Origin of the sequence: Yoonia sp. R2-816 (genome assembly GCF_046762905.1) — a bacterium.
Taxonomy (GTDB): Bacteria; Pseudomonadota; Alphaproteobacteria; order Rhodobacterales; family Rhodobacteraceae; genus Yoonia.
On sequence record NZ_JBKQXN010000138.1, the window covers coordinates 50844 to 64725 of the forward strand.

Genomic DNA, 13882 nt, shown 5'->3' on the forward strand with positions numbered 1-13882 from the left:
TTCGCATGCGAATAAGCGCTCTTATTGCCGCTCTTTTGATTGCAGCTAGCGCCTCGGCGCAAGAAGCAGCGGAACTCACATGTTTCGATAGTGATGCCGTGGCGCAACCTGCAGAAACGATAACGGCCTGCAGCACATTGATTGACGAACCAGAGATCGATCAAGACCTGCTTCTGCTGGCCCTGCATCGCCGTGGTGTGGCCAAGCGGCAAGCGGGTGACATGGATGGCAGTATCACGGATTTTGAGAGAATTCTTGAGGTGGAGCCTGACAATGCGGCTACGCTTCGCATGCTCGCCTGGACCTACCGGGAACAAGGACGGACAGTCGAAGCCGAAGCGTTGTATACCAGCATTCTCGAAAAGGATGATCACTGGCAAGGCTGGCTTTCGCGTTGCGCAGTCCGGACAGATTTAGGGCGCTACAGCCTCGCCATCAGTGACTGCGCCAAGGTCGAGGAGCGTGTCAATCAAGACCCGGATGCTGATCAAGAACTGCGTGAGTCTGTCATGCAGGATGCCCGGTATTTTTGGGCGTTATCGCTTAACCAGATGAACCGACCGGCGGAAGCCGCTCGCATTGCACGGCAAGGCTTGGAGATGCCCGACGTTAACGGACGCCTCTACTTCATGACGCTGGTCGGTCTCTGGAACAGCAACCAAACACAAGAAATCGATCATCTGCTGTTCCTGGGGCTGCAAAAGTATCCTGACGACCCTGATTTGTTGTATTTTCTCGGCGAATGGAAAAACCGTTAACGCATGCTGCGATGTGTTTGGATCTGAAACAAACGAGGTATAAAAGTCGCCGAAACACCATCGAGCATCAGACAATCAAGCTCCACAAAGTAGACACTCGACCCTCACGCCACTACCTTCACCAATTCCGGCAAAAACCGCTTAGCGCAATCTACCTGCCCTCGACAATCGCCTCCAGCAATGTCCCGTCGTCCCAGTTACCATAGGCCTCGGCGGCGCGCAGGGCTGGCAGGAACGTCGCCTCCAGCCGGTCGCGGCTGAGGCCGCCATAGTGTTTGTTCAATACCGTTCCGTCGCCCGCCACGATATAGGTCACCGGTATCGCGATTGATCCCCAGCGCCGCGCGACCTCCCGCGTCGGGTCCGACACGGTCGCGAAAAACGGATTGCCGTGTTTTTCGAGATATGTAACCGCGTCCCGTTGATGATCGCGCATATTGACTCCGGCAACCCGGTAGCCGTCCTGCTGCAATTGCAACAGGATCGGATGTTCCCGGCGGCACGGCCCGCACCAACTGGCCCAGAAATTCACGATGGTGACTTCGCCAGCCCGCAGATCAGCGTCGGTCAGCAGGCGCGTATCACCAACCGGTTCCGCCCTTAGCGCGGCGGCTTGATGCGGCTTGTAAGGTGGAGGATTTTCCCTGGCCTCTCGGGTTGAAAATATACCCACGATAACAGCCAGACAAACACAGGCAAACAGCCCGGGACTCATCAGATCATCCATGAAATACGTCCTCCGCGCCAAAACGTTAACGTATTCATTAACCGCTACTGCAACGTCTCTTCAAGGGCAGGCAAGAACCGCTGCTCATAATCCGACCCAACCAGCGGCCCCACATAGCGAAACAGCACCGTCCCGTCCCCGTCCACGATGAACGTCTCGGGCGGGGCCGTCACGCCCCAGTCGATGGCCACTCTGCCCCGCAGATCGAACCCCGTGGCAAAAAACGGGTCCTCGTAATCAGCCAGATAGCGTGACGCCTGATCCTGCGTATCGCGGAAATTGATGCCTGCGACGCGGTAGCCTTCGGCCTCCAGATCCAGCAGGTTCGGATGCTCTGCCCGGCAGGGCGGGCACCAGCTGGCCCAGAAATTCACGATTGTCACCTCGCCCGACCGCAGATCATCATCGGTCAGTTGCACGGTGCCCTGCACAGCCTCCACCGGGACAGCCGGGGCCTGCTGGCCCACAAAAGTCGATGGCAGCTCATCGCGGTTTTCCGTCACCATCCCGGCCACGAACAAACCCGCAAGGGCCGCGAAAATCACCGGCGGCAGGATCATCAGGGGCGACACCCTAGCCATTCTTCTCCACCCTCTCCAACGCCGCGCGGACGCGCACGTAGCGCCGCCAGCTTAGCACCACGATGGCCAGCAGCAAGGCCACGCTGACCGCATAGGCCGACAGCACCTCGACGGCGTATTGTCCCAGATCAGGCACGTTGCACCCTCGCTTCCAAGGCGCGCATCCGGCGGGCGCGAATTTCAGTCCGGGTGCGCATCAGAACCAGCGCGATGAACAGCAGAACAAACCCCGCGATGCACACCAGCAGCGGAAACCAAAACACATCGGCCACGTTTTCCTCTTTATCCAGCGACAGCGACGCGCCCTGATGCAGCCCCTGGCTCCAAAACAACACCGCATAGCGCGACAGGATCGCGAAGATCGAACCGACCATGCACAGCACGCTGGTCAGGTCGGCGGCAGTGTCCGGATCCTCGATCGCTTCCCACAGGGCGATATAGCCCAGATAGAACAGAAACAGGATCAGAAAGGATGTCAGGCGCGGGTCCCAGGCCCAATATGTGCCCCACATCGGCTGACCCCAGATCGCCCCGGTAAACAGCGCGATCAGCGTCATGGTGACCCCCACAGGGGCCGCCGCACGCGCGGCAAGGGCTGAGACATGATGCCGCCGCACCACCCAGATCAGCGAGGCGACCAGCATCATGATCCAGGCATTGATCGCCATCAGGGCGGCGGGGACGTGCAGATAGATGATCTTGACCGTCGAGCCTTGACGGAAGTCATCGGGGGTAAAGAAGAACCCCCAAACCAGCCCGACAACCAGACAGACCCCCGCCAACGCAAAGGTCCACGGCAGCAGCGGCCGGGTCCAGCCCATGAACCGTTTCGGATTGGCATATTCCCACATCGACATGTTTGCTATCTATCCCGCCCTCTCATGGCTCTCAATCCCCGATCACCGCAGGTTGATGCGCAATGTCGCCGCAGTGGCGAAGGGCAGCAAGGCAAAGGTGCCGGCGGTGATCCCGCCCAACAGCAACAGCGCCCCGGTCGCATCCAGCCCGTCCGCGCCACGCCGCACCGCCTCTGCCCCGAAGATCAGCGTCGGCACATAAAGCGGCAGCACCAGGAGCGATAACAGCAGGCCCCCACGGCGCAGCCCCACGGTCAGCGCGGCCCCGAATGTGCCGATCATCGACAGGGCCGGGGTGCCGATCAGCAGTGACAACAGCAGATAGGCGTATGCCTCTGGCGCAAGGCTCAGCAGGAACCCCAAGGCGGGGGCCGCAATGGTCAGCGGCAGGCCGGTCGTAATCCAATGGGCCAGCGCCTTGATCAAGCCGACCCCTTCCAGCGGCAAAGGCGACGTCGCCAACAGCGCCAGCGATCCGTCCTCGTAGTCCAGCGCGAATATCCGGTCGAGCGACAAGAGGGCCGCCAGAAGTGAGGCCACCCACAGGATACCAGGGGCAATCCGGCTGAGCAGTTCGGTTTCCGGCCCAACACCAAACGGGACCAGCACCACAACAATCAGGAAAAACGCAAGGCCAAGGCCAAAGCCGCCCCCGGCCCTGACGGCCAGTTTCAGGTCGCGGCACAACAGCGCGATCACAGGAATGCCTCATCACTGCCGCCACCAGCGGCCAGATCGGCCTTGAACGGGGTCAGGTCCAGTTCCGGCGCATCAAGGCCCAGATCGATATGGGTCGCGATGACGGCACAGCCCTTATGCGCCAGATGCTGGTTTTGCAGCCAGTCGGCGAACAGCCTAACCGAAGCACCATCCAGCGACACGGTCGGTTCGTCCAGAAACAGCACCCTGCGCCCGATCACCGCCAGCCGGGCCAGACCAAGGCGGCGCTTTTGCCCGGCAGACAGGGTGCCCCCCATCCGGTCGCGCAAATCGGTCAGGTCGAATGTCTGAAGAACCTCGGCAAGCGACACGTCCCGCTGCCCATACACATCCGCCCAGAATGTCAGGTTCTCGGTCACACTCAGCGCGGCCTTGATCCCGTCAGCATGGCTGGCATAGGCCCCCTGCTCCTCTGGATATTCAACGGTCCCGTCCTGTTCAGGCTGCAACCCCACCAACGTCCGCAGCAATGTCGTCTTGCCAACGCCATTGGGCCCGCGCAGGATCAGGACCTGCCCAGCTGCCACATCAAAGCTGACGCCGGTCAGCACCGGCATACCGCCTCGGGCGCAAGTCAGGCCCGCGACGTGCAGCATGTCAGACAGGGATCAGGGCAACGGCCACGCGGCGCCCTTCGGACAAAAGCACATTGTAGGTGCGGCAGGCGGCGGGGGATGCCATTGGCTCAACCCCGATCCCGGCATCCTCAAGCACCTTGCGAAAGGCGGCGGGGGGATGGGCGATTTCGGCACCGGTCCCCACAAAGATCACGTCCACGACCTTAGCCAGTTTTACCAGCGTTTCGGTGTCGTCAAACTGACCCCAGCTGGCGACCCCTGCCGGTGACACAACAACCGCACCTTCAACAACCTTGCCCCCGATCCGGAAAAACCCGGGGCCGTAGCCGTCAATCGGAACGCTGTCGTTATAGTCGATCTCGTTCAGGCGCATGCCCTGCCCCTTTTTACGTGTCGATATGGCCATAACGTGTTCCTGCGGCGGGGTCTTTCTTGGACCAGTCACGTTTGACCCCCAGTACCAATAGCAGGGCAGAGGCGACAAAGATCGAAGAATAAGTCCCGATCAGTACACCCCAGATCATGGCAAAAACGAAGCCGCGGATCACGTCGCCACCCAGCACGAACAGCGAAATTAGCGCCAGCAGCGTGGTGACAGATGTCATGATCGTCCGCGACAGGGTTTCGTTGATCGACAGGTTCAGAACTTCCTTGAGGTCCTTTTTCTTGTATTTGCGCAGGTTCTCGCGGACGCGGTCGAACACGATCACCGTATCGTTGATTGAATAGCCGACGATGGTCAGCAAGGCTGCGATAATCGCCAGATCAAACTTGATCTGAAGCTCTGAAAAGATGCCGATGGTCAGGATCACATCGTGGGTCAGCGCCAGCACCGCACCCACAGCAAACTGCCATTCAAAACGCAGCCAGATGTAGCCAAGGATCGCCAGAACCGCGAGAGCGACCGCAATGATGGCCGTATTGATCAGCTCGCCAGACACTTTGGGGCCGACAGATTCAACCGATGGAAAGCTGATATTGTCAAACGATCGCTGGGTCGATTGAACCGTCGCTGCGTTGGTCACGGCATCTTCCACCGCGTCGACCTGTTCAAGACTAGTGCCAAACGGTAATGCCAGCGTCACGTCACTATTCGTGTCAAGCTGCGTGATCGTCGGCAAAGTGCGCTGCGCTGCTGCAATCACTGCGTCAGGTGCTGCCCCTTGCAAATCCACATCAATAATCGTCTGGCTCTCCAGCATGGCGGCAAGCGCAAACTGTATCGCTTGAATCGTCTCGGTCGCGATCCGTTCGTCACCTTCCTGCGCCTGAATACGAACCATGGCGACGTTCTGGTCTTCATCAAAATTGACGTCGAACACCTCGGTGATCGACACATCGCCCAGTTCCAACGGCTCAAGGGCTGCGCGATAGGCTGCCACGTCGACCTCCTGCGCGCTTTCGGTACGGATGCTTGTGCCCCCCTGAAAATCGATCCCGAAATTCAGGCCCTGAATGATGAACGACCCGAAGGCAACGACCATCATCACCAGCGATATCCCCAGCCACAGCCGGGCCCGGTTGAAGAAATCGAAATTTGTATTTTGGCGAACCAGCTTCAGACGCATCCTACACCTCGATTGTCTTGGGGCGCATACGTGCGAACCAGATCGAAATGATCGACCGGGTCACGAAAATCGCGGTGAATACGGATGTGACGATACCAAAACCCAAGGTCACGGCAAAACCGCTGACTGGGCCGGACCCCATCGTGAACAGGATCACGGCGGTCATGAAGGTGGTGAAGTTGGCGTCGATGATCGACGACAGCGCCTTTTCATAGCCCAGCTCAATCGCGCGGGCCGGGCCCTTGGCCGTTTTCAACTCTTCCCTGATCCGTTCAAACACGATCACATTGGCGTCCACCGCCATACCTATGGTCAGCACGATGCCTGCAATACCCGGCAATGTCAGGGTCGCCCCCACGATGCTGAGAAGGCCAAAAACCAGCCCCACATTGATGATCAACGCGATATTGGCGAAGATCCCGAACAGCCCGTAACTCAGCGCCATATAGATCAGAATGGCGAGGCCCGCGACGATACAGGCGATCTGCCCCGCCTCGATACTGTCCTGCCCCAGTTCTGGGCCAATGGTCCGTTCCTCAAGGAAAGTCAGTTCGGCAGGCAAGGCCCCTGATCGCAGCAGAACCGCCAGATCGGTCGCCTCTTCCACGGTGAAGTTGCCGGTGATAATGCCCGATCCACCCGGAATATGGCTTTGGATCGTAGGGGCAGAGATCACGTTACCATCCAGAACAATCGCGAAAGGCGATCCGATATTTTCCAGCGTGTAGTCGCCAAATGTCCGCGCGGCGGAGGTGTTGAACCGGAACGCCACGGCCGGTCGCCCGTTTTGATCAAAATCCAGTTGCGCGTTTTCCAGATCTTCGCCCGTAACTACCGGACGGCGTTCAAGAATATAGAACGCGCCGGGTTCATCGGAAGATGGCAACAGGATGTTCCCACTGCCGGGCGACTGATCAGGATCACCTGACCGGCCCACAACCGGGTTGAATGTCAGCTGGGCGGTTGTGCCCAAAAGCCGGATAATCTCATCCGCCGATCCCACACCGGGGACCTGTACCAGAATTCGCTCTGCCCCTTGCCGCTGGATCGTCGGCTCACGCGTGCCGGCCAGATCGACACGGCGGCGGATAATCTCCAACGACTGGGCCATGGTGCGGTCATCCATGGCCAGGATTTCTGCCTCGCTCAGGGTGATGGTCAGGATCGGGCCATCAATACGCACATCAATGTTGGACGACACGCCGCCCGTAAATGTGTTGACCGGGCGGCCCAGACCACGGACCAGTTCCAGCGCGCGGGCTGCACCGCTGGCCTGCGAAATGCGCACGCGCAACTCGGTCTCAGGCCCCTCTTCGCGGGTGACAAAGCCGACCACGTCACGCTCTGCCGCCAGTACATCGCGGACCTCCGGCCAGAACCCTTCAAGAAAAGACGCGTGGACATCTTCGACCTGTACTTCGACCAGCAAATGGGCACCGCCGCGCAGGTCCAGACCCAGATTGACCAGACCGGACGGCAAGAATGACGGCCAAAGGGCTGCATCCGCCTCAAGCGAGGCACTGGTTTGTCCTGCCTCGATCAGCGCGACGGCATCATTATGCGTCTCAACCCGGTTATAGAACGCATTGGGCATCGCAAAGGTCAGGCCAACGACAACCGTCAGCCAGATCATCACTTGCTTGGCGAATGAGATCTGCAGCATTGGGTTAGTTTTTCGCCGGTTCGGTCTTGTTCACCACCGAGGCGATTGTCGATTTGATCACACGGACATTAACGCCTGATGCGATCTCAACCTCAACTTCATTACTGTCATCCTTGACCTTGGTCACCTTGCCCATAATGCCGCCCTGGGTCACAACCTGATCCCCCCGGCGCAGCGCGGACAGCATCGCCTGATGCTCTTTGAGCTTTTTCTGCTGCGGGCGGATCAGCAGGAAATACATGATCCCGAAGATCACGAGCAGAAGCATCAGGTCAGCAGGTCTCATAGTCGATCCTTTGTTGGTAGGGCCCGTCGTCAAGGTCGCGGAACGTTAAAGGCGAGATAAGCGATTGGCAACCAGATGCAAGTGCGGATGTGCGCCCGACAATCCCAAAGCAAGCCCATACAAGGGATACCTGCACCAATCGGCATATTTAGCCCACTTTGGGTATGCGGGAAGAGTACATTGATCATGCGAGAGTGCCTTGCCGTTTCAAGACCAAAACGACACCCACTGAGATAAAGCCAATACCGATAACGTAGTGATGTGCCAGAAAGGCCGCCGTTCGGCAGGCCTTAGCGGGCCACAGAAAGGTGGCGACCGCCATCCACCGGAATAACGGCACCGGTGACAACAGCCGTTTGCATGAGCAAGACGACGAATCGACCGAACTCAATGGGCTCTACAATGCGTCCGATCATTGTCCTTTCGCTTTCGGCCGCCCGAAGCTGCGCGCGATCATCATCGGTCATGTCGGCCCAAAGATCCGAATCTATAAAACCAGGGCGGATGACATTGCATCTGATTGGCGCAAGTGACACGGCTGCAACCTGTGCCATCGCTTCCATTGCCCTAAACGCGGTGTGAACATGCCCCGCTTTGTCGTCGATAATCTGAGAGTATCCGCCAGTGATCAGCGTGATCGAACCGTCTTGGTCCATGTGTTCTCTGGCGTGCCAGATACATCGGTGTGTGCCCCACACCTTGCCTTGCATGAACCGGTCAGCTTCGTCCGGAGGCGTCTGGCTAAAGCTCGACCGCCCGACCGCTCCTGCGGTTATCATCAGATGCGAAAACCGGCCAATCCGATCAAAAAAACCTGAAACACTGTCGTTATCGTCAATATCTATCGCCTCGCCCCGGCACCCGATCTGTGCCGCGACTTCATTGGCCTTGTCCTGGGACCGCGACGTTATGACAACATCAGCGCCAAGCTCTAAAGCCGCTTGAGCAACGCCACGCCCCATACCGCCCGCGCCACCGATACAAACAACCGTTTTACCGCTGATCGTCATGTGAAATCCCCATATTTGCAAAACACCTTAAGGGAGTCCCGTTTGGCAAGTAAGGTCCCAATGGCGCGGTACACGCCGATGATCGGAAATTTCTGACGGGTCAATTTACGAATAAATCCCTACCGGGCCTTCACGGTGGGGTCCGACGTTTTGCCGACGCAAATCCGACGCGATGCCGACAGCCGATTTTCGGTTCACTTGGTCCCCGCAATCAGGCATATGACGCGCACCGAAACACCAGCAAGGACCGATGCCATGCACGACATTCGCGCCATCCGTGACAACCCCGCCGCCTTTGATGCGGCTCTGTCTCGTCGTGGGATCGCGCCGATGTCATCTGAAGTTTTGGCATTGGACGAAGCGCGCCGCGCCAGCATCCTGGCCGCCGAAACCGCGCAGGCCGACGCCAACAAGGCGGCCAAGGAAGTTGGTGCTGCCAAAGGGCGCGGTGATGAGGTTGAGTTTGAACGTTTGCGCGCCTTAGTCGCTGAAAAGAAATCGGAAATCGCGGCGCTGAATGATCAGGCCAAGACCCAGGATGCTGCCCTGACCGACCTTCTTATGGGCATTCCAAACCTTCCCATGGACGAAGTTCCAGAGGGCGAAGATGAGGATGACAATGTCGAAATCCACCGTTTCGGCAACGTCCCCAACTTTGCCTTCGATCCGCTGGAACATTACGAAATCCCCGCCATCCGCCCCGGTATGGATTTCGAAACGGCGGCGAAACTTTCTGGTAGCCGTTTCGTGCTACTGTCGGGCTCTGTCGCCCGTCTGCACCGCGCGCTGGCGCAGTTCATGCTGGATGTTCACACCGAAGAACACGGGTTAACAGAAACCAACACGCCCGTACTGGTGCGTGAAGAAATGATGTACGGCACCGGCCAGCTGCCGAAATTCGGCGAAGACAGCTATCAGACGACCAATGGCTGGTGGCTGATCCCGACGGCGGAAGTTACATTAACAAATATCGTTAATAGCTTGACTATAGACGAAAATTACCTTCCCCGCCGCTATGTCGCTCACACCCAGTGTTTCCGGTCAGAGGCCGGATCGGCAGGCCGGGACACATCGGGCATGCTGCGTCAGCATCAGTTCGAAAAGGTCGAAATGGTCAGCATTACCAAGCCTGAGGACAGCGCGGCAGAACATCAGCGCATGACCAAATGCGCCGAGGCGATTTTGGAAAAGCTGGAGCTTCCTTACCGTACCGTGATCCTCTGCACCGGCGATCTGGGTGCGGGCATGCGCAAGACCCACGATATCGAGGTGTGGTTGCCCGGCCAGAACACCTATCGCGAAATTGCGTCGGTCTCCACCGCTGGCGATTATCAGGCGCGCCGCATGAACGCCCGTTACAAACCGGCCGGCGGCGGAAAACCTGAATTCGTTCATACACTTAACGGCTCAGGCCTGGCCGTTGGCCGCACCCTGATTGCCGTGGTTGAAAACGGCCAACAACAAGACGGATCCGTAATTCTGCCCGCAGCACTGCACCCCTATCTGCGCGGCAAGACACGGATCACAGCAGACGGGCAGTTGGTCTAGGCAACCTTGTCCATCAGGTCAGATGGCAACACAGCGTCGCGCGCGGGTTCCCACCTGCGCGGGCGCAATTTGCTGTCAGTCTCATGCGTCGGGCCGCCATCGCGCGCGACCAGCCAGTCGCGCAGCGCGTCGATCGCGGTTTCCGGCCTGCCCCGCAGATCGTCCAGCACAAAGTTCAAGGTTTGCGGGCAATAGCCCCAGTCCAGATGCACCCGGTCAAGTGCGGCAACCGACAGATTTTCCAACTCCTTCGGGCCATCCCGGTGCGTCTTGAAAAAGTTCATAAGCAGCCCGGCAAATCCCGCCGGTCCGAATTTGTTATTCAACCGGTCCTTGACCGGCGCATAGCGGGTCGCGCATTCGTCGAACGCAGCCCAATCAACCTTCAGATTGGCCCGCGTCGCGCCTTGCGCGATCCAGTGCAACGCAACCGACGACAACCCGGTGACGCTGCCACCGCCACCAACAGACCCATGATTGCCGGGAAACCATTGCTGCAGATATCGCGGCTGTTCGGGGTTGCCCGCACGCGCGTTCAGCTCATCCAGATTGCGCCAGGGCGATGACGGAAAGGTGCGCCGCCGTTCATCAATGGCAATCGCATGACGCGCCGAACAAACCGAGGATGACAGGTCCGTATCATGGAATTTATACTGCCTGTTAAAGCGCTTGGCGGTCGGAATGAATGTCGGCAAACCAAGCGCCTTGACTGTATCCCAGATGCCCAGATAGGCCAGCTTCAACTGGATCGGATTGGTGTTTCGATGTTTACGCCGCCAGACCAATTCGCCTTGGCTGGTCGCCACATCCGGCGAAAACGCCTCGCGAAAGGCAAAGCTTTCCTCGGTCTCGGGATGGGTTTTGGGGTCACGGTCGATGTAACGCGCCATCGCTTTGGGGATATCGGCCAGATGCGCCCGAGGCGGGATGCCGCAGCACCGGATCAGACCGGCCAGCGACCGCGCCGCATAACCGCCCCGCGAAAACCCAAAGATGTAAATCTGATCGCCCGGCTCATAGGCAAAGATCAGGTTGCGATACGCCTCCTCAATAATATCTGTCAGGCCCCAGCCCAGCGCACCACCCAAAAGCCGATCCAGCCGCCGGTTTAGCCGGTTGTTGCCGCGCCCCGATCCCACGCCAGGGGAATAGATCACCTGCTGCGGGTTTCCGGCCGCGTCATATGGCGCGATGCTACGCGCCATGCGGACAACATTGGTGGGGTTTTCGGCGTCTGGTCTGTTCCAGGTTCCGTCAATCAGAATGGCAATACGTTTCATCACAAATCACACCCTACAAAATACAAACGTCATTAAATGCTGACATTTTGGCCTCTTTGGGCGGATTTTGGCAAGTCTGCTATTCCTGACCCATTGGAACGATCTTGCTTCGCCTTAGTTAGAGGGCAATGAAATACATACCCGCACTCCTGACCCTTGTCGTGACGATGACGTTCGTCATATCTCCTGCGCTCACCGATCCGTTCAGCGGGTTCCGCGCGGATCAACTGCCCAATCCGCAGATCAACCCGCCGATCCAGCCTGCTGGCTATGCCTTTGCGATTTGGGGCCTGATCTATGGCTGGTTGGTGGTTTCAGCGGTTTTCGGCATCTGGAAACGCGCCGAAGATCCCGATTGGAACCGTGCGCGCTGGCCGCTGACCGTCAGCCTTGCCGTCGGCACGCCATGGCTGGCTGTCGCCAATGCAAGTGCGGTCTGGGCGACCGTGCTGATCTTTGTAATGGCAGCAGGTGCGATCCTCGCGCTGCTCTGGGCTCCCGCCCGCGACCGCTGGTGGCTGCAGGTTCCTGTTGGTATCTATGCTGGCTGGCTGACGGCAGCATCGTTTGTATCACTGGGCAGCACGGCGGCGGGCTATGGTCTGCTGACCGAGGCGCTCGGCTGGGCCTATATCGGTATTATCGCGGCCTTGTGCGTAGCTGCTATCGTGCTGTGGCAGCGCCGTACGCCATCCTATGGGCTGACCATTATCTGGGCGCTCGTCGGCATCATAATCGCCAACGGCACAGCCGAATGGACAGTGACCGTACTGGCAGGGGTTGGTATTCTCGCCATTGTGGGCATGCTGACCGTTATCACTGCTACCGGTCAGAAGGTCCCTTCTTGAGGTGCTTTGACAGGCGTGACGGTTGCGAGGATTTCTTGTCCTTGTAGGGGTTCTTGTCGCCCTGATCGCGCAGATACAGCCGGATCGGCGTGCCGGGCATGTCGAAATCAACCCGCAATCCGTTGATCAGATAGCGTTTATAGCTTTCAGGCACCAAATCGGGATGTGATGTCATCACGACGAATGCAGGTGGGCGTGTCTTGACCTGAGTGGCATAGCGCATCTTGATCCGCTTGCCCCCCGGCGCTGGCGGCGGGTGCTGTTCCAGCATGCCGGTCAGCCAGCGGTTCAGCCCAGCCGTGGTCACCCGCCGGTTCCAGACCTCATGCGCACGCATGATCGCCTGTTGCAGGCGGTCCAGCCCCTTGCCGGTCTTGGCCGACACAGTAACCAGTGGCGCGCCCTTCAACTGTGGCAACAGCCGTTCGAAGGACTGGCGCAGCTCTTTCAGCTTGTCCTGTTTGTCGGCCTCGGTGTCCCATTTGTTGACCGCGACGACAACGGCCCGCCCTTCGCGTTCGGCCAGATCGGCGATGCGCAGATCCTGCTGTTCAAAGGGGATTTCAACATCTAGCAGGACAACCACGACCTCGGCAAACTTCACCGCCCGCAAACCATCGGACACTGAAAGTTTTTCCAGCTTTTCCTGCACCTTGGCCTTCTTGCGCATGCCCGCTGTATCAAAGATGCGCATGGGCACGCCGCCCCACTCCTGCTGGACGGAAATCGCGTCGCGGGTGATCCCGGCCTCTGGCCCGGTCAGCAGCCGTTCTTCGCCGATGATCTTATTAATTAAGGTGGATTTGCCAGCATTGGGGCGCCCGACCACGGCGATCTGCAGCGGCTTGGCGCGGGTCGGCACGCGCGCCACGTCGTCGTCATCATCGCCAACATCCACATCCATTTCAGGCGCATCGGCTGCTGCGCGTTCTTCATGCGCATCTGCGATGGGACGCAACACATCCAGCAACTCGCCCATGCCTTCGCCGTGTTCGGCGGACATGCGGATCGGCTCGCCGAGGCCCAACGCATAAGCCTCAAGGATAGAGGCATCGGCGGCTTTTCCTTCGCCCTTGTTGGCGGCGAGGATCACATTGGCATTTTTCTTGCGCAGGATATCGGCAAACACTTCGTCCGCTGGCAGCACCCCGGCCCGCGCATCGATCATGAACAGGCAGACATCGGCCATTTCCACCGCGCGTTCGGTCAGGCGGCGCATCCGGCCTTGCAGGCTGTCATCTGTCGCCTCTTCCAGACCGGCACTGTCGATCACGGTAAAGCGCAGATCGGCCAACCGCCCCTCGCCTTCGCGCAGGTCGCGGGTGACCCCTGGCTGGTCGTCGACCAAGGCCAGTTTCTTGCCCACCAGACGGTTGAACAGCGTGGATTTGCCCACGTTCGGGCGGCCCACAATGGCAAGGGTAAAGCTCATCTTTTGCGGCTCCTGACGCTGTTCAA

16 protein-coding genes are annotated in these 13882 nt (G+C 58.9%); 3 read left to right on the plus strand and 13 right to left on the minus strand.

Annotated features, from left to right (window positions below; genetic code table 11):
• Positions 1–5: 5 nt before the first annotated feature.
• On the plus strand, positions 6–758 hold the full coding sequence (locus tag ACFWW2_RS03990; protein ID WP_393926393.1) for a tetratricopeptide repeat protein: 753 nt from the start codon (positions 6–8) through the stop codon (positions 756–758).
• Between the two features lie 151 nt (positions 759–909).
• Here the strand turns inward: ACFWW2_RS03990 and ACFWW2_RS03995 are convergent, their stop codons facing one another.
• From ACFWW2_RS03995 to ACFWW2_RS04045, 11 genes are all read right to left on the minus strand, one after another.
• A complete protein-coding gene (locus ACFWW2_RS03995; RefSeq protein ID WP_393926395.1) occupies positions 910–1485 on the minus strand; it encodes a DsbE family thiol:disulfide interchange protein in 576 nt (191 codons plus the stop codon).
• A 44-nt stretch (positions 1486–1529) separates the two neighbouring features.
• Positions 1530–2066, minus strand: coding sequence for a DsbE family thiol:disulfide interchange protein (locus ACFWW2_RS04000; protein WP_393926397.1), 537 nt, complete (start codon positions 2064–2066; stop codon positions 1530–1532).
• The gene (gene ccmD, locus ACFWW2_RS04005; protein WP_393926399.1) at positions 2059–2202 is read right to left on the minus strand and encodes a heme exporter protein CcmD; all 144 of its coding nucleotides are present in this window, start codon (positions 2200–2202) and stop codon (positions 2059–2061) included. Before ccmD ends, ACFWW2_RS04000 begins: the two co-directional genes overlap by 8 nt.
• Positions 2195–2923 carry a heme ABC transporter permease gene (locus tag ACFWW2_RS04010; protein WP_393926400.1) on the minus strand — a complete coding sequence of 243 codons (729 nt, stop codon included), beginning with the start codon at positions 2921–2923 and terminating at the stop codon, positions 2195–2197. Before ACFWW2_RS04010 ends, ccmD begins: the two co-directional genes overlap by 8 nt.
• A gap of 42 nt (positions 2924–2965) precedes the next feature.
• Positions 2966–3622, minus strand: coding sequence for a heme exporter protein CcmB (ccmB, locus tag ACFWW2_RS04015; RefSeq protein ID WP_393926402.1), 657 nt, complete (start codon positions 3620–3622; stop codon positions 2966–2968).
• On the minus strand, positions 3619–4239 hold the full coding sequence (gene ccmA / locus ACFWW2_RS04020; protein WP_393926404.1) for a heme ABC exporter ATP-binding protein CcmA: 621 nt from the start codon (positions 4237–4239) through the stop codon (positions 3619–3621). Before ccmA ends, ccmB begins: the two co-directional genes overlap by 4 nt.
• A 1-nt stretch (position 4240) precedes the next feature.
• Positions 4241–4594, minus strand: a complete 354-nt coding sequence (locus tag ACFWW2_RS04025) for an Mth938-like domain-containing protein (protein ID WP_393926575.1) — start codon at positions 4592–4594, stop codon at positions 4241–4243.
• Positions 4595–4607: 13 nt separating this feature from the next.
• Entirely contained in the window at positions 4608–5708 is a 1101-nt protein-coding gene (secF, locus tag ACFWW2_RS04030; RefSeq protein ID WP_393926576.1) for a protein translocase subunit SecF, read from the minus strand.
• A gap of 82 nt (positions 5709–5790) precedes the next feature.
• On the minus strand, positions 5791–7452 hold the full coding sequence (gene secD / locus ACFWW2_RS04035; RefSeq protein WP_393926406.1) for a protein translocase subunit SecD: 1662 nt from the start codon (positions 7450–7452) through the stop codon (positions 5791–5793).
• 4 nt (positions 7453–7456) lie between these two features.
• Positions 7457–7738, minus strand: coding sequence for a preprotein translocase subunit YajC (gene yajC / locus ACFWW2_RS04040; RefSeq protein WP_393926408.1), 282 nt, complete (start codon positions 7736–7738; stop codon positions 7457–7459).
• A gap of 290 nt (positions 7739–8028) precedes the next feature.
• Positions 8029–8748 (minus strand): SDR family oxidoreductase, encoded by a 720-nt coding sequence (locus ACFWW2_RS04045; RefSeq protein ID WP_393926410.1) that lies wholly within the window; start codon positions 8746–8748, stop codon positions 8029–8031.
• Between the two features lie 255 nt (positions 8749–9003).
• Here ACFWW2_RS04045 and serS point away from each other — a divergent pair, with 255 nt between their 5' ends.
• Positions 9004–10296 (plus strand): serine--tRNA ligase, encoded by a 1293-nt coding sequence (gene serS / locus ACFWW2_RS04050; RefSeq protein WP_393926412.1) that lies wholly within the window; start codon positions 9004–9006, stop codon positions 10294–10296.
• On the opposite strand, the gene ACFWW2_RS04055 is transcribed toward serS, so the two are convergent.
• Positions 10293–11576: a DUF2235 domain-containing protein gene (locus tag ACFWW2_RS04055; RefSeq protein WP_393926414.1), complete on the minus strand. Its 1284-nt coding sequence runs from the start codon at positions 11574–11576 to the stop codon at positions 10293–10295. The genes serS and ACFWW2_RS04055 overlap by 4 nt on opposite strands.
• A 128-nt stretch (positions 11577–11704) precedes the next feature.
• On the opposite strand from ACFWW2_RS04055, the gene ACFWW2_RS04060 reads away from it, so the two are divergent.
• Positions 11705–12424 (plus strand): hypothetical protein, encoded by a 720-nt coding sequence (locus tag ACFWW2_RS04060; protein ID WP_393926416.1) that lies wholly within the window; start codon positions 11705–11707, stop codon positions 12422–12424.
• On the opposite strand, the gene der is transcribed toward ACFWW2_RS04060, so the two are convergent.
• Positions 12399–13856, minus strand: coding sequence for a ribosome biogenesis GTPase Der (gene der, locus ACFWW2_RS04065; RefSeq protein WP_393926418.1), 1458 nt, complete (start codon positions 13854–13856; stop codon positions 12399–12401). The two genes, ACFWW2_RS04060 and der, sit on opposite strands and share 26 nt — an antisense overlap.
• Between the last annotated feature and the right edge of the window lie 26 nt (positions 13857–13882).

Excerpts from the sequence above, each read along its gene's own strand:
- ACFWW2_RS04055 (WP_393926414.1), bottom strand. The coding sequence starts at position 11,576 with ATGAAACGTATTGCCATTCTGATTGACGGAACCTGGAACAGACCAGAC.
- yajC (WP_393926408.1), bottom strand. The coding sequence starts at position 7,738 with ATGAGACCTGCTGACCTGATGCTTCTGCTCGTGATCTTCGGGATCATG.
- serS (WP_393926412.1), top strand. The coding sequence starts at position 9,004 with ATGCACGACATTCGCGCCATCCGTGACAACCCCGCCGCCTTTGATGCG.
- ACFWW2_RS04010 (WP_393926400.1), bottom strand. The coding sequence starts at position 2,923 with ATGTCGATGTGGGAATATGCCAATCCGAAACGGTTCATGGGCTGGACC.
- ACFWW2_RS04025 (WP_393926575.1), bottom strand. The coding sequence starts at position 4,594 with ATGCGCCTGAACGAGATCGACTATAACGACAGCGTTCCGATTGACGGC.
- ccmA (WP_393926404.1), bottom strand. The coding sequence starts at position 4,239 with ATGCTGCACGTCGCGGGCCTGACTTGCGCCCGAGGCGGTATGCCGGTG.
- ACFWW2_RS04060 (WP_393926416.1), top strand. The coding sequence starts at position 11,705 with ATGAAATACATACCCGCACTCCTGACCCTTGTCGTGACGATGACGTTC.
- ACFWW2_RS04045 (WP_393926410.1), bottom strand. The coding sequence starts at position 8,748 with ATGACGATCAGCGGTAAAACGGTTGTTTGTATCGGTGGCGCGGGCGGT.
- ACFWW2_RS03995 (WP_393926395.1), bottom strand. The coding sequence starts at position 1,485 with ATGGATGATCTGATGAGTCCCGGGCTGTTTGCCTGTGTTTGTCTGGCT.
- secD (WP_393926406.1), bottom strand. The coding sequence starts at position 7,452 with ATGCTGCAGATCTCATTCGCCAAGCAAGTGATGATCTGGCTGACGGTT.
- der (WP_393926418.1), bottom strand. The coding sequence starts at position 13,856 with ATGAGCTTTACCCTTGCCATTGTGGGCCGCCCGAACGTGGGCAAATCC.
- ACFWW2_RS03990 (WP_393926393.1), top strand. The coding sequence starts at position 6 with ATGCGAATAAGCGCTCTTATTGCCGCTCTTTTGATTGCAGCTAGCGCC.
- secF (WP_393926576.1), bottom strand. The coding sequence starts at position 5,708 with ATGATGGTCGTTGCCTTCGGGTCGTTCATCATTCAGGGCCTGAATTTC.
- ACFWW2_RS04000 (WP_393926397.1), bottom strand. The coding sequence starts at position 2,066 with ATGGCTAGGGTGTCGCCCCTGATGATCCTGCCGCCGGTGATTTTCGCG.